The organism is Nonomuraea sp. NPDC050536, from assembly GCF_044457685.1.
GTDB lineage: Bacteria > Actinomycetota > Actinomycetes > Streptosporangiales > Streptosporangiaceae > Nonomuraea.
Map to the genome: position 1 here is coordinate 1 of NZ_JBITHD010000001.1, position 20866 is coordinate 20866.

Here is a 20866-nt window from a genome sequence, read left to right on the forward strand (position 1 = left end):
CGGTAGACGACCGGGTTGATAGGCCGGAGGTGGAAGCACGGTAACGTGTGGAGCTGACCGGTACTAATAGGCCGAGGACTTGACCACAAAGCAACACGCTTTCGGGTGTGTGCTGGCGCTCTGTTACTCTTCGCCGGGTCCAGAGCTGCGCCGCATTCGAAGGTTTTGCTCGCGTCCACTACGCAATTCTGAGACAGCAAACATGTCTCGTAGGGTTGCGGTGGTTATGGCGGGAAGGAAACACCCGGTTACATTCCGAACCCGGAAGTTAAGCTTCCCAGCGCCGATGGTACTGCACTCGGGAGGGTGTGGGAGAGTAGGTCGCCGCCGCACAAATATTGCTGGAAAGGCCCACCCCGTATGGGGTGGGCCTTTCCGCATTTCGGGGGCTCTTCCTCACGTCGGGAGTGGCCTCTCTTTCCGCGTTTCAGGGGCCATCCCGGGGGTCGGGGTGGCCTTATCGCGTTTCGGGAGTCATCCACGGTGTGGGTGGCCCCTTTCCGTGTTTCCAGGGCTCTCCCGCACGCCAGGGGTGGCCTCTCTTTCCGCGTTTCCAGGGGGCCAGCCTGAGGTGTCGGGTGGCCCCTTTTTCGCGTTTCGCCGGGTCATCCAGGGAGCTATTCCGCACCGCCGGGATGGCCTCCTTTTCGCGTTTCGGGGGGCCATCCACGGGGTGTGGGTGGCCCCTTTTCGCGTTCCGGGGGTGCTGCTCCAAGCCCATGGTGATCTCCTCACGTGCTGAGACCGGCCATCTTCGGCAGCGGAGGAGGCCTGCTGCGTCTCCAGGAGCCGTCCACGGTGTGGGAGGCCCCTTCGCGACACAGAGGTGCGGCCAGGGGCTTGAGCGACCCCTCGCGTGCCTCGATCGGCCATCCCCGGCAAGGGGGGTGGCCGGCTGTGACCTTCCAGGGGCCGTCCATGGTGTGGGTGGCCCTTGCGCGCTTCCAAGGTGTTGGCTTGGGCCTGGAGATCTTCGCTGGTTCCGATCGGTGGCCCCGGGCGGCGGGGTGCTATTGCCGCGATTTCCGGGCCTCCTAAGTGGCGAGGGCGGCGCTTTTCGCGTTTCCGCTGATGCTTGCGTGCCGGGCTTCGTCGCCTGTTGCGTGCGTCACCGCTGAGTCGCCGGCGAGTGGGCGGTCGATGCGCTGTGACTGCTTCGGCGATTCTGTGCGCAAGTGGGTGGTGCTTGTCGTGTGACATGAGGCGCGTGGCCATCTCCGCGCCTCGCGAGCGCCGCCCGTAGGGACATGTCGCCGCTTGTGACGCTGTGCCAGCTCGTCCGTGACGGGCGTACCACGGGCTTCTGGCCGTGTTTGGTGGGTTGGCTCGTGGCGCGCCGGAGGCGGGTGTTTTTGGGGGGTGTTTGAGGGGTGGGCCACTCCGGGTGGGAGTGGCCCGGAGTGCTACAGGCGTTGCCAGAGAGCGGGGACGTTGGGGGGTTCCCAGCCTGGTTGCGCGGTGTGGGATTGGAGGCAGCGGGTGGCGGGGAGCTGATGCGGGCAGGCTGGGGAGAGCGTGCGGGAATGGGCGGGGGTGGAAGGGGGCTTGGGGGAAAGTAGGGTTGAGGGGTGGATTATCGTGCGGTTGAACGCGCGATCATGGACCGCGGCGTCGAATGGGACTTCGAGCCGACGCTGGACCGGATCGCGGCCCTCATGGACCTGCTCGGCTCGCCCCAGCGGTCCTACCCTGTCGTGCACATCGCCGGCACCAACGGCAAGACGAGCACGGCCCGCCTGACCGAGGCGCTGCTTCGTGAGCGGAACCTGAGGGTGGGCCGCTTCACCAGCCCGCATCTGGTGTCGATGCGCGAGCGCATCTGCGTCGACGGCGAACCCCTGAGCGAGGAGCGTTTCGCCGAGGTCTATGAGGAGATCGCGCCCTACGTCGAACTGAACGACACCCAGGGGCGCCGCATCCAGTTCTTCGAGCTGCTGACCGCGATGGCGTACGCGGCCTTCGCGGACACCCCGGTCGACGTGGCCGTCATCGAGACCGGCATGGGCGGCACCTGGGACGCCACGAACGTCGCCGACGGCACTGTCGCCGTCATCACCCCGATCTCGCTGGATCACACCGATCGGCTCGGACCCGACATCCCGACCATCGCGGGTGAGAAGGCGGGCATCATCAAGCCGGGCGCGACAACCATACTGGCCCAGCAGGACATCGAGGCCGCCGAGGTGCTGATGCGGCGCGCGGCCGACACGGGGGCCGTGGTGGCGCGCGAGGGGATCGAGTTCGGCGTGCTCGCCCGCGAGGTCGCGATGGGCGGGCAGCTGCTCACGCTGCGCGGCCTGAAGGGCGTCTACGAGGACGTCTACCTCCCGCTCTACGGCGCCCACCAGGCGAGCAACGCCGTGTGCGCGCTGGCCGCCGTCGAGGCGCTGACGGGCGGTGACGACCCGCTGGACATCGAGCTGGTACGGCAGGCTTTCGCGCAGGCCGCCTCCCCGGGACGGCTGGAGATCCTGCGCAGGAGCCCGACGGTCGTGGTCGACGCCGCGCACAATCCCGGCGGCATGCAGGCCACGCTGGACGGCCTGCACGAGGCGTTCGACTTCGCCAAGGTGGTCGGCGTGGTCGCCGTCATGAGCGACAAGGACGTCGACGGGCTTCTCGAGCTGCTGGAGCCGGTGCTCGACGAGATCGTCGTCACCCGCAACTCCTCGCCCAGGTCGATGTCGGCGGAGGAGCTCGGCGAGCTGGCGATGGGCTTCTTCGGTGAGGACCGCGTGCACGTGGTCGAGCGGCTCGACGACGCCATCGACAGGGGCATCGGCATGGCGGACGCCGAGGGCGAGTTCAGCGGCACCGGCGTGCTGATCACCGGCTCGGTGGTGACCGCCGGCGACGCCCGCTTCCTGCTGAAGGCGGATGGGTCATGAAATTTCAGGTCACCCCGGGTATGCGGCGCCTGGGCGCCAGCGTGCTCGGGCTGGAGGCCATCGTCGTGGGCCTCATCACACCCGTGGCGATCAGCGTCAACGGCGTGACGCCCGCGCTGGCCGTCACCGTCGGCATCGGGCTGCTGGTGCTGTGCCTGGTCGCCGCGGGCCTGCTCAAGAGGCCGATCGGCTACGTGCTCGGCACCGTGGTGCAGGTGCTGGCGATCTGCGCCGGGTTCCTGGTGCCGACGATGTTCTTCCTCGGGGTGGTCTTCGCGGCGCTGTGGATCACATCGATATTCGTCGCTCGCCGTGTCGAGGGCGTGACTTCCCGCTAAAGTCGGCCAACATGGCCGTCCCCCCAATCCAGCGGTCCGCCCACGCGGGTCCCGCTTCAGACGCCAAGCTGCCCTGGCTGCTCGACGCCGTGCTCGGGCTGCTCATCGTGGCCGCGCTGCCGCTTGCCATCGTGGCGATCCCGAACACCGTCTCCGTCGTGGCCGACCTGCTCCCCGGCGACATCGACCGGCTCGGGCTCATGCGCGCGCACGGGCTCGCACTGCCGGCGATGATGCTGACCGTCCCGCTGGCCGCCGTGGCGCTGCGCCGGCTGAAGGTGGCGCACATCCTGGTCGCCGGGCTGGCGCTGCTGGCAGTGGCCGACGCCGCGGGCGGTTACGCGGGCTCGACGTTCCTGGTCGGCGTGCTGCGCGTGCTGCACGGCATCGGCGCAGGCGTCCTCGTGCCCGCCACGCTGGCCGCCGCGTGGGAGAGGCCGCCGTGGCTGCGCGCACTCTGGACGGGGATGCTGGCGCTCAGCCTGGTCTCCGCGCAGGCGCTGGCGCTCTGGCCGCTCGACGGCGTCAGGAGCTGGCGCATCACGCTCCAGCCGTATCCGCTGCTGACCGGGGTCTCGCTGGCGCTGGCCGCCGGATACTTCCTGGTCTGGCTCGTCCGCGGCGAGCACGTCACGCCGAGCCCGCGGGCCAAGGAACGCAGCCGCCTGCTGCTGGCCACCGTGCCCGCCGCGGGGATCGCGTTCGTGGCCATCAGCACCGCCAACGAGAACTGGCGCCCCAGCCTGGTCGTCCTGGTCGCCGTGCTGGCGGTCGCGGCCATGCTGGCGCTGGCGTCCATCGGCTCGCCCGAGGGCCGCACCTTGGCCTACGCCATGGTCGCGGTCGGCACGGTCGTGCTGCCCAGCGTCGCCCAGATCACCTACGTTGAGATGGGCGGTCTCGGCGGGCCCGGGCTCAAGGGGTTGTGGCTGCCGTTCTGCATCGCCGGCGCTTCCGCGGTCGCGGCCTCGGTTCTGGTACGGCTCTTCGGCGGCGCGCTCACCAGGTGGCTCACGCCGCTCGGCCTGCTCGCCGTGGTCGTCGGCCTGTGCTCGGTGCGGGTGCTGGTGCCCGCCGAGAGCGGGATGGTGCTCGTCATCCCCTTCACGCTGCTGGCCGTGGGCGCCGCGGTCGCGATGACCGCCGCGATGCGGCCCGCCGGGCTCGGCGCCTCGCTGTTCGGCCTGGCGCTGTGCTTCCCCGGGGTGCTCGCGGGCTACCTCCTCGGCACCGGCATCCAGGTCATGGTGCTGCAGGGGGCCAAGTCGGCGCAGGAGCTCGTGGACGGCTTCGTCGGGGCTCTGCACCTCTGGGCGCTGATCGGCGGCTTCCTGGTCGTCGCGGTCATCGTCCTCGCCGCGCTCCTCGCCCGCCGCTCAGCGCCCGCTCTGGCCGATGCCCCCTACAGCGCCCCTGTCCCTGGTACAAGCCCCTCGGGCTCTGGCACCAACCCCTCGGGCTCTGGCGCCAACCTCTCGGGCTCTGGCGCGGGCCTCTCGGGCTCTGGTACGGGCCTCTCGGGCTCTGGTACGGGCCTCTTGGGCTCTGGTACGGGCCTCTTGGGCTCTGGCACTGGTCTTTCCAGCTCTGGTACGGCGGGCCTTTCTGACGCCGGTACGGCGGGCGTCGCGGCTGGCGTGGCCGGGCAGGCTGCCGGGGCGGCGGGTGCGGAGGTTCCCGGGCCACGGGCTCCGGAGGCCGACCGTACCGAGGGCGTGAAGGAGGCCGACCGTACCGAGAGCGCGGAGGAGGCCGGGCGTGCCGAGGGCGCGGAGGATGACGGGGCGGACGTCATGGCCGCGGTCCGCGCGCGGGCGGGACGCGGTGAGGTGGGGGCATTCGCATCCGAAGCCCCCGCGTCCGTGAGCGCGGGCGCGTTCGAGGAGCCGGAGAAGTCCGGAAAGCCGGGCGCGTCCGGCGAGGCGGCGGTTTCGAAGGACGAGCCGCGAGGCACCGAGGAACGCCGTCCCGACCAAGAAGCGGAGGAGCCGCGGGACGACGAGGATCGGCCTACCGGGGAGATCCCGCGGGTGACGTCGCGAGTCCAGGCCAACGGTTCCGGGCCGGACGTGACGGACCAGGCGGGCACCGCCGAGACCACAGGCCCGATCCCGCCCGTGCCGCCACCCACCCAGTCACCCGAGGACGGCACAACCCCCTGACCCGCCCGATCCCGTGGGCCACGAGCACGCGCTCCATGCGCACGCGACCGGCCATGCGCCCCCGCCGAGGCCAGGGGCGCAGGGGAAAGGGCAGGGGGACGGTAAGCTGAGCGGCATCCACAGTGACGCGCGGGCACCCCGCCCGCGCGGCGCGTCCCGCGGAGCGCAAGCCAGGCCGCCGGCTCCGCGGCCCAAAGACCTGTTCAAAGGAGAACCTCCCGTGTCCGAGCGCACCCTTGTCCTGATCAAGCCCGACGGTGTGAAGCGTGGCCTCATCGGCGACGTGATCGCCCGCGTGGAGCGCAAGGGCCTCAACGTCGTGGCGATGGACCTGCGTACCCTCGACGCCGACACCGCCAAGACGCACTACGCCGAGCACTCCGAGCGGCCGTTCTTCGGCGAGCTCGTCGACTTCATCACCTCCGGACCGCTGGTCGCGATGGTCCTCGAGGGTCCGCGCGCCGTGGAGGCGTTCCGCGCCCTCGCCGGCCTCACCGACCCGGTCAAGTCCGCGCCCGGCACGATCCGTGGCGACCACGCCCTCGAGATCGGCGAGAACGTCGTCCACGGGTCCGACTCGCCTGAGTCGGCGGCTCGCGAGATCAAGATCTTCTTCCCGGACCGCTTCTAGGCCCACGCTTTCCGACGCGCCCGCTCAGCCGCTTCCGCCGGCAGGCCGGGCGCGTTCGCTTTCTCCCGTGCGGTACGCCCGCATCGCGGCGAACTGGTGGATGCCGTACCAGGGCATTGAGGTTGTTTGGGGTGCCGGTGTGGCTGGGGAGCGGGCTTGCCGTACCGGTGAAGGTGGGTGGAAGACGGAAGCCGCGGTTCAGAAGGCGCTTCGGGGGTCAAGCCCGGCTTTCGGCGGAGTTGCGTGGTGGGAATGGGGCAAAGCAGGGGGAAGCCGTAGGGCTCAAGATTTTTGTGGGGCACCAGGGCTCATTGCGCTCGCTGGTGGGTACGTCACGTTACGATTCGAATGCGATCCGTAGTGACACGCGAACGACGTGACGGAAGGCCTCGTTCCCCATGGGCAGCAAGCTCGCCTTTCTCGGCCGCGATATGGCGGTCGACCTCGGCACCGCGAACACGTTGGTATACGTGCGCGGCCGCGGCATCGTGCTCAACGAGCCGTCTGTCGTCGCGATCAACACCGCGACCGGCAAGATCGTGGCGGTTGGCATCGAGGCCAAGCGCATGATCGGCCGCACACCCGGCAACATCGTGGCCGTCCGCCCGTTGAAGGACGGCGTGATCGCCGACTTCGACGTGACCGAGCGGATGCTGCGGTACTTCATCCAGCGCGTGCACAAACGCCGTCACTTCGCCAAGCCGCGCATCATCATCGCCGTGCCGAGCGGCATCACCGGCGTGGAGCAGCGGGCGGTCAAGGAGGCCGGCTACCAGGCGGGCGCGCGCAAGGTCTACATCATCGAGGAGCCGATGGCCGCGGCGATCGGCGCCGGGCTGCCGGTGCACGAGCCGACGGGCAATATGGTCGTCGACATCGGCGGCGGCACCACCGAGGTGGCGATCATCTCGATGGGCGGCGTGGTCACCAGCCAGTCGATCAGGGTCGGCGGCGACGAGCTCGACCAGGCGGTCATCACCTTCGCCAAGAAGGAGTTCTCGCTGATGCTCGGTGAGCGCACCGCCGAGGAGATCAAGATGGCGATCGGCTCGGCCTGCCCCTCCGGCGACGACTGCCACGCCGAGATCCGGGGGCGTGACCTGGTCAGTGGGCTGCCCAAGACGATCGTGGTGTCCAGGGACGAGATCCGCAAGGCCACCGAGGAGCCGATCAACACCATCATCGACGCGGTCAAGACCACGCTCGACAAGTGCCCGCCGGAGCTGTCGGGCGACCTGATGGACCGTGGCATCGCGCTGACCGGCGGCGGCGCCCTGCTCAAGGGCATGGACGAGCGGCTCAGGAACGAGACGGGCATGCCCGTCCACCTCGTCGAGAACGCCCTTGACTCGGTCGCGCTCGGCTCGGGCAGGTGCGTGGAGGAGTTCGAGGCGCTGCAGCAGGTGCTCGTCCCGGAGTCCAGGCGCTGATATGACGCACGCTCACCAGCCCTGGCCGCCCGGAAAGGGCGAGGCTGGGCGCCGTACGCGGGGCGCTCGCCGGTCCGGTACGGGTGAGGTGCCGGTGAGTGGGGCGGTGCAGGACTGCGACGCCCGGTTGATCGTGGGGATGCGATGAGGGACACGCGCCGCGCTCGGATGATCCTGGGGCTGCTGCTGCTGGCGGCGCTGGTGACCCTGACGATCGACCACCGCTCGGGGGAGGGCTCGCCGCTGGGCGCGCTGCGCGCCGGCGGAGCCTGGCTGTTCGGTTCGGCGGAGCAGGTCGGCACCACCGTGACCAACCCGGTCGGCGGCTTCTTCCAGGCCATGGTCAACGCGCCGAGTGCGCAGAGCGACATCCAGCGCCTCAAGGCCGAGAACGCCAAGCTCCGCTCCGAGCTGGCCGCCGGCAGGCTCGACGCGGGCAGGTCCGGCCAGCTCAAGCGGCTGCTTGGCCTGTCGGGGCTGGGCGGCTACAAGATCGTGACCGCGAACGTGGTGGCCAGGCGCGGCGTGCCCGGGTTCGAGGAGGCGGCGGAGATCGACGCGGGCACCGCCGACGGGATCAGGCCGGAGATGACCGTCCTCAACGGCGACGGGCTCGTCGGCCGGGTGGTGCAGGCGGAGTCCGGCACCGCGACCGTGGTGCTGATCAGCGATCCCGCCTCGTCGGCGGGGGCACGGCTGGAGAACGGCAACGAGATCGGCGTGGTGCACGGCGTGGCGGAGAACGGCCGGCTGGTGCAGTTCAAGCTGCTCGACTCGACCGCGCCGCTGGAGCGGGGTGGCCGCATCGTCAGCTTCGGCTCCCAGCGCGGCACGCCGTACGTGCCGGGGGTGCCCGTCGGGGTGATCGAGCGGGTGGAGGCCACGCCGGGTGAGCTGACGCGGATCGCCTATGCCAGGCCGTACGCGGACCTGACGGCGCTGGACGTGGTGGGCGTGGTCGTGGACGCGCCCAAGCGTGACCCGAGGGACGCGCTGCTGCCGCCGAAGGACGGCGCCCGATGATCGCCGCGCTGGTCGTCCTGGCGGCGGTGCTGGTGCAGGTGATCGTGGTGAACCGGCTGGCGCTGCCCGGCGGCGGCGTGCCCGACCTGGTGCTGCTCGCCGTGATCGGGGCGGCGCTGCTGCGCGGGCCCGCGGCGGGCGCGGTGATCGGGTTCTGCGCCGGGCTGGTGATCGACATCATGCCGCCGGTGGCGCACGTCGTCGGGCAGTACGCGTTCGTGCTGGCCGTCGTCGGCTACGTGGCGGGGCGCGGCGCCGGCGGGCCGGTGTCGACCGTGGTCCTGTGCGTGCTGATCGCGCCGCTGGTGGCCGCCGTCGTGGGCGGGCTGATCGGCGATCCGCGCGTGACGCTGTCCGCGCTGGCCGCCAGGGCGCCGATCACGATCGTCTACACGCTGGTGGTCGCGCCTGCCGTGGTGTGGCTGGCGACCAGGAGGAGAACGCTGGAGTACGCGATATGAGCCGGATGCGCATGCGGCTGGTCGTGCTCCAGGTGGTGGTGCTGTCGATGCTGGCTGTGCTGGGCGCGCGGCTGTGGCAGGTACAGGTGGTGCGCGGCAAGGAGTTCGTGAACGCGGCCACCGAGACCAGGACGCGCAGCGTGATGGTGCCCGCGGTGCGCGGGCAGATCCTGGACTCCTCCGGCCGCCCGCTGGTGCGCAACAAGACGGCGCTGGTGGTGTCGGTCGACAGGCAGCGGCTGCAGCGGATGCCCGATGGCGGCGCGGAGGTGCTGGCCAAGCTGGCGCAGGTGCTCGGCAAGCCGGTCAAGCAGCTGGAGAAGCGGATCAGGTCGTGCGGTGCCGGGGTGACGCGGCCGTGCTGGCCCGGCTCGCCGTACCAGCCGATCCCCGTCGACGAGCGGGTGCAGACGCGCGAGGCGCTGCAGATCCTGGAGCGGCAGGAGGAGTTCCCTGGGGTCACCGCCGAGGTGCAGGCGGTCAGGGAGTATCCGCAGGGCAAGGCGGCTGCGCAGCTGCTCGGCTACCTGCAGCCGGTCACGCAGGAGGAGCTGGACAAGCGCGTCGGGCTGAAGGCCGGCTTCTCCGGCGTGGATCTGGTGGGTCGCGACGGGCTCGAGTACGTCTACGACGAGGCGCTGCGCGGCAAGCCGGGGCTGCGCCAGGTGCAGGTCGACCGGCTGGGCAAGGTCCTCGGGGTGGAGCAGCAGGTGGCGCCGACCAGCGGCGACACGCTGATCACCAGTATCGACGCGCGCGTGCAGAACGTGGTGGAGCAGGCGATCGCGCACGCGATGAAGAGTGCGCCGAAGGCCGACGGCGCCGCGGGGGTGGTGCTCGACCCGCGGACCGGGCGGGTGATCGCCATGGCCAGCGCGCCCGGCTACGACCCGACGATCTGGACCGGGGGCATCTCCGAGGCGGAGTACCAGCGGCTGCTGTCGGACAAGTCGGGCAAGCCGCTCGTGTCGCGGGCCATCAACGGGCAGTACGCGCCCGGTTCGACGTTCAAGGTGTCGTCGGTGTCGGCCATGCTGCAGGCCGGCTACCCGCTGCATGGCACCTACGACTGCCCCGGCTCCTACATGGTGGGCGACCGGGCGTTCAACAACTTCCACGGCATCGGGCTCGGCCCGATGACGCTGCACACCGCGCTGGTCAAGTCGTGCGACACGATCTTCTACCGGACCTCCTACGAGCAGTGGCTCAAGGACGGCGGATTGCATCCGAAGACTCCGCCGAAGGAGGTCTTCGCCAACATGGCCAGGTCGTTCGGGTTCGGCAAGCCGACGGGGATCGACCTTCCGGGCGAGTCGTCGGGCCGCATCCCCGACCGGACCTGGAAGAAGGACATGTGGCAGCAGACCAGCGCCGACAACTGCAAGCGCTCGCGCACCGGCTACCCGGAGGTCAAGAGCGCGAGCAGGGCCGCCTTCCTCAAGCGGCTGGCCTACGAGAACTGCGTCGAGGGGTTCCTGCTGCGGCCGGGTGACGCCGCCAACTTCTCCATCGGGCAGGGCGACGTGCTGGTGACGCCGCTGCAGCTGGCCAGGGCGTACGCGGCGCTGGTGAGCGACGGCAAGCTGCGCAGCCCGCGGGTGGCCTGGGCGCGGGTGCGGCCGGACGGCACGCTGGTGCAGACGATCGACCCGCCGGTGGTGGGCAAGCTGCCCATCTCGGCGAAGGACCGGGCCTACATCAAGGACGCGCTCAGCCAGGTGCCCTCCGACGGTACGGCGGCCGGCGCGTTCTCCGGGTTCCCGATGGACCAGGTCAGGATCGGTGGCAAGACCGGTACCGCGCAGGTGTGGGGCAAGGAGGACACCTCCTGGTTCGCCTCGTTCGCGCCCGCGGCCAACCCGCGCTTCGTGGTGGTCGTCATGGTGTCGCAGGGCGGCATGGGCGCCACGACGGCGGCGCCCGCCGCGCGGGAGATCTATGAGGGGATCTTCGGGATCAAACGGCCGGCACTGGTGCCCGGCGGCAGGCCTGCGTCGCGGCTGCCGCTGATCGCACCTGACGGGACGGTGGCCCGGTGATCGACCGCACGCTGCTGGCCCGCCGCCGATCCCTCACCCGGAGAGCGGTCGGAGCCCAGTCAGCGGTGTGGCGGATGGACGGCGTGCTGCTGGTCGCGGTGGCCGCGCTGAGCGTGATCGGCACGCTGCTGGTGTGGTCGTCGACCAGGACGTGGGCGCCGGGCTCCACCGGGCTGGTCAAGAAGCACGTGCTGAACGTGGCCATTGGGGCGGTGCTGTGCGCCCTGGTGTCGATGGTCGACCACCGGCTGCTGCGCGCGTACGCGCCGGTGGTGTACCTGGTGACGCTGATCGGGCTCGGGCTCGTGATCACCCCGCTGGGCTCGACCGTCAACGGGTCGCACTCGTGGATCATGCTGGGGGGCGGCTTCGCCGTACAGCCGTCGGAGTTCGCCAAGCTCGGGCTGGTGTTGATGATCGCGATGCTGCTGGCCCAGCCGGGGGAGGGCAGCGACAGGCCGCGCATGATCGACATGATGTTCGCGCTGCTGGCGGCGCTGGTGACGATGGGGCTGGTGATGCTGCAGCCCGACCTCGGCACCACGCTGGTGCTGGCGGTGATCACTGGCTGCGGGCTGGTGATCGCGGGGGTGCGCAAACGCTGGCTCGTGCTGCTGGCGCTGGTGGGGGTGGCGGGCACGGTGTCGGTGTTCGCGTTCAAGCTGCTCGAGCCGTACCAGATCGCGCGTTTCACCGCGTTCCTGGATCCGAGCGTGGATCCGCGCGGCGTCGGCTACAACAGCACGCAGGCGCTGATCGCGATCGGGTCGGGGGAGGTGTTCGGCAAGGGGCTGCTGGACGGCGGGCAGACGACCGGGCGGTTCGTGCCCGAGCAGCACACCGACTTCATCTTCACCGCGGCGGGGGAGGAGTTCGGCTTCCTGGGCTCCTTGACGGTGGTGCTGCTGCTGGGAGTGGTGCTGCTGCGGGGGCTGCGGATCGCCAGGCAGTGCGACGACCGGTTCGGCACGATGGTCGCGGGGATGATCGTGTGCTGGCTGGCGTTCCAGACCTTCGTCAATATCGGGATGACCGTGGGCATCATGCCCATCACCGGGCTGCCGCTGCCGTTCGTGTCCTACGGCGGCACGGCGACGTTCGCGAATTTGATGGCGGTCGGGCTTTTGCAAGCGATAAGGATCAGGGAACAGGCGTTCAACTAGATCCATGTTCCTGGCTGACGACATCGGCATCCCGGGACCTGCCACGGTCTGAGCGCCGCTAACCTGGTACGTATGTCTGTCGAGTCGATTTTCCCGCGCCTGGAAGCGCTGCTGCCGAAGGTGCAGAAGCCGATCCAGTACGTCGGAGGTGAGCTCAACTCGACCGTGAAGGAGTGGGACTCCGCCGATGTGCGGTGGGCGCTGATGTACCCGGACGCCTACGAGGTGGGGCTGCCCAACCAGGGCGTGGCGATCCTCTACGAGATCCTCAACGAGCTGCCTCGCACCCTGGCCGAGCGGACCTACTCGGTCTGGCCGGACCTGGAGGCGCTGATGCGTGAGCACGGCGTCCCGCAGTTCACCGTCGATGGCCACCGGCCGGTGCGCGCCTTCGACGTACTCGGTGTGTCGTTCTCCACCGAGCTGGGCTACACCAACATGCTGACCGCCCTCGACCTGGCCGGGATTCCGCTTCGGGCGGCCGAGCGCGGCGACGACGACCCGATCGTGCTGGCCGGCGGCCACGCCGCCTTCAACCCGGAGCCGATCGCCGACTTCCTGGATGCGGCGGTGCTGGGCGACGGCGAGCAGATCGCGATCGCCATCACCGAGGTGATCAGGGAGTGGAAGGCCGAGGGCTCGCCCGGCGGCCGTGACGAGCTCCTCATGCGCCTGGCCGAGTCCGGCGGCGTCTACATCCCGAAGTTCTACGACGTCGACTACCACCCGGACGGGCGGATCAAGCGCGTCGCGCCCAACCGGCCCGACGTGCCGTGGCGCATCCACAAGCACACGGTCATGGACCTGGACGAGTGGCCTTACCCGAAGAAGCCGCTGGTGCCGCTGGCCGAGACGGTGCACGAGCGGTTCAGCGTGGAGATCTTCCGCGGCTGCACCCGCGGCTGCCGCTTCTGCCAGGCCGGCATGATCACCCGCCCGGTGCGGGAGCGGTCGATCACCACGATCGGCGCGATGGTCGACAACGGCATCAAGGAGTCCGGCTTCAACGAGGTCGGCCTGCTGTCGCTGTCGTCGGCCGACCACTCCGAGATCGGCAACATCGCCAAGGGCCTGGCCGACCGCTACGAGGGCACCAACACCTCGCTGTCGCTGCCCTCCACCCGCGTCGACGCCTTCAATATCGACCTGGCCAACGAGTTCTCCCGCAACGGGCGGCGCTCCGGCCTGACGTTCGCGCCCGAGGGCGGCTCTGAGCGGATGCGCAAGGTGATCAACAAGATGGTCACCGAGGAAGACCTGATCCGCACCGTGTCCACCGCCTACTCGCAGGGCTGGCGGCAGGTCAAGCTGTACTTCATGTGCGGCCTGCCCACCGAGCAGGACGAGGACGTGCTCGGCATCGCCGACCTGGCCAAGAAGGTCATCAAGGCGGGCCGCGAGATCACCGGCTCGCGCGACATCCGGTGCACGGTCTCCATCGGCGGGTTCGTGCCCAAGCCGCACACGCCGTTCCAGTGGGCGGCCCAGGCCGACCACGAGACGGTCGACCGGCGGCTCAAGGCGTTGAAGGACACGCTGCGGGGCGACCGCGAGTACGGCAGGGCGATCGGCATGCGCTACCACGACGGCAAGCCGTCGATCGTGGAGGGCCTGCTCTCCCGCGGCGACCGGCGGGTCGGCGCCGTCATCCGCGCCGTCTGGGAGGACGGCGGGCGCTTCGACGGGTGGAGCGAGCACTTCTCCTACGAGCGCTGGATGAAGGGCGCGGCCTCGGCCGGGGTGGACGTCGACTGGTACACCATCCGCGAGCGCGAGGAGAACGAGGTCCTGCCCTGGGATCACCTGGACGCCGGGCTCGACCGCGAGTGGCTGTGGCAGGACTGGCAGGAGGCCGTCGGCGGCGGCGAGGTCGAGGACTGCCGCTGGACGCCGTGCTACGACTGCGGCGTCTGCCCCACCATGGGCACCGAGATCCAGATCGGCCCGACAGGTCGCAAACTCCTCCCGCTCACGGTCGTCTGAGTTTTCCTGCTGGTCCAGATTTCTGTTCGGCAGGTCTGGGCGTCCGTCCGCCAGATCTGGGCGTCTGTTCGGTAGGTCTGGGTTCCTGTGCAGGTCTGGATTTCTGGTGCAGGTCTGGATTCCTGTACGGCAGGCCGCTCCTGCCGCCAGTCGCCGTACTTCGGCCGGCCTCTGTCCAGGGGGACGCTCCTGCGGTGATGCGGGGTCGCCCGCCGTTACGGCGTCCGGGTTCCGCGTCCCGGGGCTCGGGTTTCTCGCCGTATGGGGCGGGGCCGTGGGTTTCCAGTCGAACCTCCCAAAGCGTGTCCCGCTGCGCCGGGTCGGCGAGTAGGGGTACGGCGGAGGCCGGCGCCCTGGACGGTGGGAAACCGGTGGCCGGGGTGCCTGGGATCGGGGTGGCGTGGCGGCGGGGAGTGGCGCCGACTCGCCGGGAGCGCCGGGCGCGGGTCGCCAGCCGAAGTGCGGCGGGCGGCCGGTGGCGGCGGCTCGCCGTACAGCAGAAGTCGGAACTTCTGGGCGAGAGATGGCGGCGGCTCGCCGTACGGCAGGAGTCAGCGCTTTTGGGTGAGAGACGTCGGTGATAGCGGCTCGCCGTACAACGGATGTCAGCAGTTTTGGGCGCGCGATCTGGCTTTCGGGCTGGGCGAAAGGGGTACTCCGGGGCTGGGGTGATCCACGGAGAGTCACGGCCGGTGCCGGGGCGGATTATTCTGGGCGTAGGGAAACTCTGACATGGGAAGGACGACAAGGCTCTGAAACCTGTTCCCGGGCCTGCGCCCGCGCCGACGGCGCAGCGGCTTCGCGTCCGCTACGCCAAGCGCGGCCGTCTGCGCTTCACCAGCCACCGCGACATCTCGCGCGCCGTCGAACGAGCGGTGCGCCGTGCCGGCATTCCGGTGGCCTACAGCGCGGGCTTCTCGCCCCACCCGAAGATCTCCTACGCGGGAGCGGCGCCGACCGGCGTCGCCAGTGAGGCCGAATATCTCGAGATCGGCGTGACCGAGCCGTGCGATCCCGCGCGGCTGCGCGCCGACCTGGACGGCTCGCTGCCGCCGGGGCTCGACGTGCTCGAGGTGGTAGAGGCGGGGGCTGGAGGGCTGGCCGACCGTCTGGAGGCCTCGGTGTGGGAGGTGCGCCTTCCCGGCGCCGACCAGGGCGAGGCCGAGACGGCGGTGGGGAAGTTTCTCGCCGCCGGCACCGTTGAAGTAGAACGGCTGACCAAGAAGGGACCGCGCCGTTTCGACGCGCGAGAGGCCGTACTGAGTCTCACGGCCCCCGAGGGAACAGATAGAACCGCAGCTCAGGTGCAAGGACAGCCGTGTGTCATACTGCGCATGGTTGTTCGGCACGTAACTCCTGCCGTTCGACCCGACGACGTGCTCACAGGGCTGCGCCTTGTGGCCGACTTCGCGCCGCCGGTCCCCCCCGAGGTGACCAGGCTGGCGCAGGGGCCGCTGGACGTACGCACCGGTGCGCTTGCCGACCCGTTCGACCTTGACCGCGACATCACGCGCGGCGGCGAAGCGGGACCGGCGGGTGAGCACGACGCCGGTTAAGGAAGTGTTCCGCGCGAGCGGGACACGGCCGCTGACAGGACTTGGCGCCGCACCCTCACCGAGGGGGCGGCGGACAACGAGACACGAGGGCTCCTGCGCGGCGCGGCGACGCGCCCGGGAGCTGACGGGAGAGCGCCCGCATGCTCGACAACGAGCCCAACGCCGGGGCCACAGGCCCCGACGGGGAAACAACTGAACAGACCGAGGCGACCCCTCGCCGCCGCGTCGCGAGCCGTCCGGCCGGTCCGCCGCCGGAGGTTCCCGACGAGCCGCCCGCCAGCCCGGTCGAGACCGTGGTGGCGACGGCCGTTGCCGACGCCGTAATAGAGGCTGAGGCCGTGGCTGAGCCGGTCGCCGAGGAGAAGCCCAAGCGGGCCTCCAGAGCCCGCTCCACGGCCACCACGGCGCGCCGCCGTACCAAGAAGAGCGAGGAGGCCGAGGCCGAGCCGGCCGCCGTTGAGGCGCCGGCCGCTGAGGCTCCCGAGCCCGAGAAGAAGCGCCGTACCAGGAAGAAGGCCGAGCCGGTCGAGAGCCCGGTCGAGGCTGCCGTGCAGGAGGTCGTCGCCGAGGAGACGGCCGCCGCTCAGGAGAGCGCGGTCCAGGAGCAGGAGCCGCCCAAGACGACCCGCGGCAGGCGCGCCACCAGGCCCGCCGCGCCGCCGCCCGAGGTCTTCGAGAAGGAGCCCGCGGCGCAGGCCGTCCTGGACGAGCTGCCCGAGGACGAGCCGCTCGACGACGAGCCCGCCGGCGAGGACCTGGACGAGGTCGAGGACAAGCCGAGCCTGCTCGTCGACCCGTTCGGCCGCACCCAGGTGGACGACCAGCCGGAAGCCGTCTTCCAGCGTCCCACCGCGATCTTCGCGCCGCTGTTCCAGGCGCCCGACCCGAGCCAGGCCAAGCCTGCCCGGCCCGAGCCGCAGGTCGCCGAGCCGGTCGACGAGGCCGAGCCGGAGGAGGAGGACGCCGACGTCGAGGGCGGCGACTCCGACCAGGAGGAAGAGGGCGGCAGCAGGCGCCGCCGCCGGCGCAGGGGCGGCCGTGGCCGCGGCAAGTCCCGCGAGCGCGACGAGGCGGACGAGTCCGACGAGTCCGATGAGGAGTCCGAGGACGAGCAGCAGGAGGAGGATTCCCAGGAGGAGTCCGCCGGCTCGCGCCGCCGTCGCAGGCGCCGCCGCCGCGGCGGTGACGAGGGCGCCGAGCCGTCCGGCGACGACCCGCCGAACACGGTGGTGCGCATCCGCGCGCCACGCACGGGCCGCAGCTCCACGCTGGAGACGTCGGCCGACGGCGTGCAGAGCGTGCGCGGCTCGACCCGGCTCGAGGCCAAGAAGCAGCGCCGCCGCGAGGGGCGCGAGCTGGGCCGCCGCCGTCCGCCGATCATCACCGAGTCGGAGTTCCTGGCCAGGCGCGAGTCGGTCGACCGGATGATGGTGGTGCGCCGCCAGGGCGACCGCACCCAGATCGCGGTGCTCGAGGACGGCGTGCTGGTCGAGCACTACGTCAACCGTGAGGCCAGCCAGTCCTACGTCGGCAACGTCTACCTGGGCAAGGTCCAGAACGTGCTGCCGTCGATGGAGGCCGCCTTCGTCGACATCGGCAAGGGCCGCAACGCGGTCCTGTACGCGGGCGAGGTCAACTTCGACACCGCCGGGCTCGAGGGCCAGCCCAAGCGGATCGAGGCGGCGCTGAAGTCGGGCCAGTCGGTGCTGGTGCAGGTCACCAAGGACCCGATCGGTCACAAGGGCGCCAGGCTCACCAGCCAGATCAGCCTGCCAGGCCGCTACCTGGTCTACGTCCCTGACGGGTCGATGACCGGTATCAGCCGCAAGCTGCCCGACAAGGAGCGCACCCGGCTCAAGACCATCCTGAAGAAGGTCATGCCGGAGAACGCCGGCGTGATCGTGCGCACGGCCGCGGAGGGCGCCTCGGAGGAGGAGCTGGCCCGCGACGTGGCGCGCCTGTCGGCGCAGTGGGAGAACATCCAGAAGAAGGCCAAGTCGGCCAGCCCGCCTGAGCTGCTGTCGGCCGAGCCGGACCTGACGATCCGGGTCGTGCGCGACGTGTTCAACGAGGACTTCACCACCCTGGTCGTACAGGGCGGGGAGGCCTGGGAGACGGTCGACGACTACGTCAAGTACGTCGCTCCGCACCTGGCCGAGCGGCTCACCAAGTGGACCGAGGACACCGACGTCTTCGAGCACTACCGCATCGATGAGCAGCTGGGCAAGGCGATGGAGCGCAAGGTGTGGCTGCCCAGCGGCGGCTCGCTGGTGATCGACCGCACCGAGGCCATGACGGTCGTCGACGTCAACACCGGCAAGTTCACCGGCCAGGGCGGCAACCTGGAGGAGACGGTCACTCGCAACAACCTGGAGGCGGCCGAGGAGATCGTCCGCCAGCTGCGGTTGCGCGACATCGGTGGCATCATCGTCGTCGACTTCATCGACATGGTGCTGGAATCCAACCGTGACCTGGTGCTGCGGCGCATGCTGGAGTGCCTGGCGCGCGACAGGACCAAGCACCAGGTGGCCGAGGTCACTTCCCTGGGTCTGGTCCAGATGACCCGTAAGCGGGTCGGTCAGGGCCTCCTGGAGGCGTTCTCGACGCCGTGCGACTGCTGCAACGGGCGCGGCCTGATCGTCTCGACCGAGCCGGTCGAGTCCAAGCCGGAGCCGCGCGGCACGCAGGGGAAGATGGCGGTCGAGAAGGCCGTCAACGACAAGGTGTCAGCAGCGTCGTCCGCGCGTGATACGGTGACCGGTGCGCTTGATGACGTCCCTGAAGAGGACGACCAAGCTGGTCAGACTTCCGGCAGGGGGCGGAGACGCTCCCGCCGAGCCAAGTCCGCCGACTAGGCAGGCGCTCCCGCAAGGGGGCGCCTCCGGTGGATAGCCCGACGTTCCGCCGGTTCGACCGGGGTCCCGATATTCGGTATCCTTGAGAATCGGTGCGTCCAGTGGCGTGCCCTGTTCGCGCGCCTACTCGGTTCGTCGGTTTCAGACAGCAGCCGAATGCCGGGCGCAGCATTCAGAAGTCAGGAGAAGGGTTCCGCGGTGTACGCGATCGTTCGTTGCGGCGGCAGGCAGCAGAAGGTCTCCGTCGGTGACGTCCTCGAGGTGGACAAGGTCGCCGGCGAAGTCGGCTCTTCGGTTTCGCTGCCGACGGTGCTCGTCGTCAACGACGGCGATGTGACCACGGAGGCGGGCAAGTTCACGGTCAGTGCCGAGATTCTCGGCGAGACCAAGGGCCCCAAGATCCGCATCCTCAAGTACAAGAACAAGACCGGTTACAAGAAGCGCCAGGGTCACCGCCAGCGGTACACCCAGGTCAAGATCACCGGTATCGACCAGGCCTGATCGGGAGTTAGAGAGATGGCACACAAGAAGGGCGCGTCGTCCACCCGGAACGGCCGTGACTCCAACGCCCAGCGCCTGGGCGTCAAGCGCTTCGGGGGCCAGCTGGTCAACGCGGGCGAGATCATCGTCCGCCAGCGCGGCACCCACTTCCACCCCGGCGACAACGTGGGCCGTGGCGGCGACGACACGCTGTTCGCGCTGACCGCCGGTCACGTGCAGTTCGGCACCAAGCGCGGTCGCCGCGCCGTCAGCATCGTGCCGGTCGCGAACTGATCGTTTCTCATTAGGGGTGGATCTCTTGTGATCCACCCCTTCTGTTTTGTCCGGCCTGTCTTGTACGGCAGGCCGTGGGGACCCGCCGCCCGCCGTCGTGGGTTGACGGCGCGCAGGCGGCGTGTCCCTCGTGGTGGGACTGTTACGCGCCGCTATGGCGTTGTGTATGCCTGAGAAGGGGGGGCAAAATGCCGGACTTCGTGGATCAAGTTGTGCTGCATGTCGGCGCCGGAGATGGGGGAAACGGCTGTGCCTCCATTCATCGGGAGAAGTTCAAGCCCCTCGGAGGCCCCGACGGCGGCAACGGCGGCCGCGGCGGCGACGTGATCCTGGAGGTCGACCCGAACACGGCCACCCTGCTGGACTACCACCGCAGGCCGCACCGCAAGGCGGCCAACGGCAAGCAGGGCCAGGGTTCCAACCGTGACGGCGCCAACGGCCCGGACGTGGTGCTGCCGGTCCCCAACGGCACGGTGGTCAAGAACGCAGGCACCGGCGAGATCCTGGTCGACCTGGTGGGCGCCGGCACCCGGTACGTCATCGCGCAGGGCGGCCACGGCGGGCTGGGCAACGCGGCACTGGCCAGCACCAAGCGCAAGGCGCCGGGGTTCGCACTGCTCGGCGAGCCGGGCGACGGGCTGGACGTGATGCTGGAGCTGAAGAGCGTCGCCGACGTGGCGCTGGTGGGCTTCCCCAGCGCCGGCAAGTCGTCGCTGATCGCCGCGCTGAGCGCCGCCCGCCCCAAGATCGCCGACTATCCGTTCACGACGCTGATCCCGAACCTGGGTGTGGTCACCGCGGGCGAGACCGTCTTCACCGTGGCCGACGTGCCCGGCCTGATCCCGGGCGCCTCGGAGGGCAGGGGGCTGGGCCACGAGTTCCTGCGCCATGTGGAGCGGTGCGACATGCTGGTGCACGTCATCGACTGCGCCACCATGGAGCCCGGCCGTGACCCGGTCTCCGACTACGAGGTGATCGAGGCGGAGCTGGCCGCCTACGGCAAGCTGGACGGCCGCCCGCGCATGGTCGTGCTGAACAAGGCCGACGTGCCCGACGCCCGTGAGCTGGCCGACCTGGTCAGGCCGGAGTTCGAGCAGCACGGCCTGCAGGTGTTCACGATCTCCGCCGCTACCCACGACGGGTTGCGCGAGCTGACCTACGCGATGGGCGAGTGGGTGGCCGCCGCCCGCGCCACCAAGCCGGTGGAGGAGCCCACCAGGCTCGTCATCAGGCCCAAGCAGCTGGGTGAGGCGGGCTTCGCCGTACGGAAGGTCAACGACAACCTGTTCCAGGTGACCGGCGAGAAGCCGGAGCGGTGGATCAGGCAGACCGATTTCACCAACGACGAGGCGGTCGGCTACCTGGCCGACAGGCTGGAGCGGCTCGGCGTGGAGCAGGAGCTGGTCAAGGCCGGCGCGTCCGCGGGTGCCGAGGTGGTGATCGGGCCGATGGAGGGCGGCTACGTCTTCGACTGGCAGCCCACGCTCAACGCCGAGGCGGTCCACCAGGGCCCGCGCGGCACCGACAACCGGCTGGGCTGAGAAAAGCCGGTTGCGCGGCTCG

General features: G+C 70.1%; 15 protein-coding genes and 2 rRNA genes. All 17 read left to right on the forward strand.

From position 1 onward, the window contains the following. A 23S ribosomal RNA gene (locus ACIBHX_RS00005) occupies window positions 1-87 on the forward strand; the annotation flags it as partial. 129 nt (window positions 88-216) lie between these two features. Beyond that, a 5S ribosomal RNA gene (gene rrf / locus ACIBHX_RS00010) occupies window positions 217-333 on the forward strand. 1265 nt (window positions 334-1598) lie between these two features. Next, window positions 1599-2888, forward strand: coding sequence for a bifunctional folylpolyglutamate synthase/dihydrofolate synthase (locus ACIBHX_RS00015; protein WP_397064985.1), 1290 nt, complete (start codon window positions 1599-1601; stop codon window positions 2886-2888). Continuing rightward, the gene (locus ACIBHX_RS00020; RefSeq protein ID WP_397062633.1) at window positions 2885-3226 is read left to right on the forward strand and encodes a DUF4233 domain-containing protein; all 342 of its coding nucleotides are present in this window, start codon (window positions 2885-2887) and stop codon (window positions 3224-3226) included. The genes ACIBHX_RS00015 and ACIBHX_RS00020 overlap by 4 nt, the downstream gene beginning before the upstream one ends. Window positions 3227-3237: 11 nt before the next feature. Next, window positions 3238-5388, forward strand: coding sequence for a hypothetical protein (locus tag ACIBHX_RS00025; RefSeq protein WP_397062635.1), 2151 nt, complete (start codon window positions 3238-3240; stop codon window positions 5386-5388). Between the two features lie 220 nt (window positions 5389-5608). Next, the gene (ndk, locus tag ACIBHX_RS00030) at window positions 5609-6019 is read left to right on the forward strand and encodes a nucleoside-diphosphate kinase (RefSeq protein ID WP_397062637.1); all 411 of its coding nucleotides are present in this window, start codon (window positions 5609-5611) and stop codon (window positions 6017-6019) included. Between the two features lie 398 nt (window positions 6020-6417). Next, complete coding sequence (locus tag ACIBHX_RS00035) at window positions 6418-7449, forward strand: rod shape-determining protein (RefSeq protein ID WP_397062639.1); 1032 nt, start codon at window positions 6418-6420, stop codon at window positions 7447-7449. 144 nt (window positions 7450-7593) lie between these two features. Then, window positions 7594-8472, forward strand: a complete 879-nt coding sequence (mreC, locus tag ACIBHX_RS00040) for a rod shape-determining protein MreC (protein ID WP_397062640.1) — start codon at window positions 7594-7596, stop codon at window positions 8470-8472. Beyond that, window positions 8469-8933, forward strand: coding sequence for a rod shape-determining protein MreD (mreD, locus tag ACIBHX_RS00045; RefSeq protein ID WP_397062642.1), 465 nt, complete (start codon window positions 8469-8471; stop codon window positions 8931-8933). The genes mreC and mreD overlap by 4 nt, the downstream gene beginning before the upstream one ends. After that, the gene (mrdA, locus tag ACIBHX_RS00050; RefSeq protein WP_397062643.1) at window positions 8930-10972 is read left to right on the forward strand and encodes a penicillin-binding protein 2; all 2043 of its coding nucleotides are present in this window, start codon (window positions 8930-8932) and stop codon (window positions 10970-10972) included. The genes mreD and mrdA overlap by 4 nt, the downstream gene beginning before the upstream one ends. Next, window positions 10969-12135 (forward strand): rod shape-determining protein RodA, encoded by a 1167-nt coding sequence (rodA, locus tag ACIBHX_RS00055; protein ID WP_397062645.1) that lies wholly within the window; start codon window positions 10969-10971, stop codon window positions 12133-12135. The genes mrdA and rodA overlap by 4 nt, the downstream gene beginning before the upstream one ends. A gap of 72 nt (window positions 12136-12207) precedes the next feature. Then, a complete protein-coding gene (locus ACIBHX_RS00060; RefSeq protein ID WP_397062647.1) occupies window positions 12208-14118 on the forward strand; it encodes a TIGR03960 family B12-binding radical SAM protein in 1911 nt (636 codons plus the stop codon). A 752-nt stretch (window positions 14119-14870) separates the two neighbouring features. Continuing rightward, on the forward strand, window positions 14871-15674 hold the full coding sequence (locus ACIBHX_RS00065) for a TIGR03936 family radical SAM-associated protein (RefSeq protein WP_397064987.1): 804 nt from the start codon (window positions 14871-14873) through the stop codon (window positions 15672-15674). Between the two features lie 140 nt (window positions 15675-15814). Further along, window positions 15815-18529, forward strand: a complete 2715-nt coding sequence (locus tag ACIBHX_RS00070; RefSeq protein ID WP_397062649.1) for an Rne/Rng family ribonuclease — start codon at window positions 15815-15817, stop codon at window positions 18527-18529. 198 nt (window positions 18530-18727) lie between these two features. After that, the gene (gene rplU / locus ACIBHX_RS00075; RefSeq protein WP_049575732.1) at window positions 18728-19030 is read left to right on the forward strand and encodes a 50S ribosomal protein L21; all 303 of its coding nucleotides are present in this window, start codon (window positions 18728-18730) and stop codon (window positions 19028-19030) included. Between the two features lie 15 nt (window positions 19031-19045). After that, on the forward strand, window positions 19046-19303 hold the full coding sequence (gene rpmA / locus ACIBHX_RS00080) for a 50S ribosomal protein L27 (protein WP_397062650.1): 258 nt from the start codon (window positions 19046-19048) through the stop codon (window positions 19301-19303). Window positions 19304-19491: 188 nt separating this feature from the next. Then, window positions 19492-20844 carry a GTPase ObgE gene (gene obgE, locus ACIBHX_RS00085; RefSeq protein WP_397062652.1) on the forward strand — a complete coding sequence of 451 codons (1353 nt, stop codon included), beginning with the start codon at window positions 19492-19494 and terminating at the stop codon, window positions 20842-20844. Window positions 20845-20866: the final 22 nt, after the last annotated feature.

Excerpts from the sequence above, each read along its gene's own strand:
- obgE (WP_397062652.1), top strand. The coding sequence starts at position 19,492 with ATGCCGGACTTCGTGGATCAAGTTGTGCTGCATGTCGGCGCCGGAGAT.
- mreC (WP_397062640.1), top strand. The coding sequence starts at position 7,594 with ATGAGGGACACGCGCCGCGCTCGGATGATCCTGGGGCTGCTGCTGCTG.
- ACIBHX_RS00015 (WP_397064985.1), top strand. The coding sequence starts at position 1,599 with ATGGACCGCGGCGTCGAATGGGACTTCGAGCCGACGCTGGACCGGATC.
- mrdA (WP_397062643.1), top strand. The coding sequence starts at position 8,930 with ATGAGCCGGATGCGCATGCGGCTGGTCGTGCTCCAGGTGGTGGTGCTG.
- rpmA (WP_397062650.1), top strand. The coding sequence starts at position 19,046 with ATGGCACACAAGAAGGGCGCGTCGTCCACCCGGAACGGCCGTGACTCC.
- ACIBHX_RS00020 (WP_397062633.1), top strand. The coding sequence starts at position 2,885 with ATGAAATTTCAGGTCACCCCGGGTATGCGGCGCCTGGGCGCCAGCGTG.
- mreD (WP_397062642.1), top strand. The coding sequence starts at position 8,469 with ATGATCGCCGCGCTGGTCGTCCTGGCGGCGGTGCTGGTGCAGGTGATC.
- ACIBHX_RS00070 (WP_397062649.1), top strand. The coding sequence starts at position 15,815 with ATGCTCGACAACGAGCCCAACGCCGGGGCCACAGGCCCCGACGGGGAA.
- ACIBHX_RS00060 (WP_397062647.1), top strand. The coding sequence starts at position 12,208 with ATGTCTGTCGAGTCGATTTTCCCGCGCCTGGAAGCGCTGCTGCCGAAG.
- ACIBHX_RS00025 (WP_397062635.1), top strand. The coding sequence starts at position 3,238 with ATGGCCGTCCCCCCAATCCAGCGGTCCGCCCACGCGGGTCCCGCTTCA.
- ACIBHX_RS00035 (WP_397062639.1), top strand. The coding sequence starts at position 6,418 with ATGGGCAGCAAGCTCGCCTTTCTCGGCCGCGATATGGCGGTCGACCTC.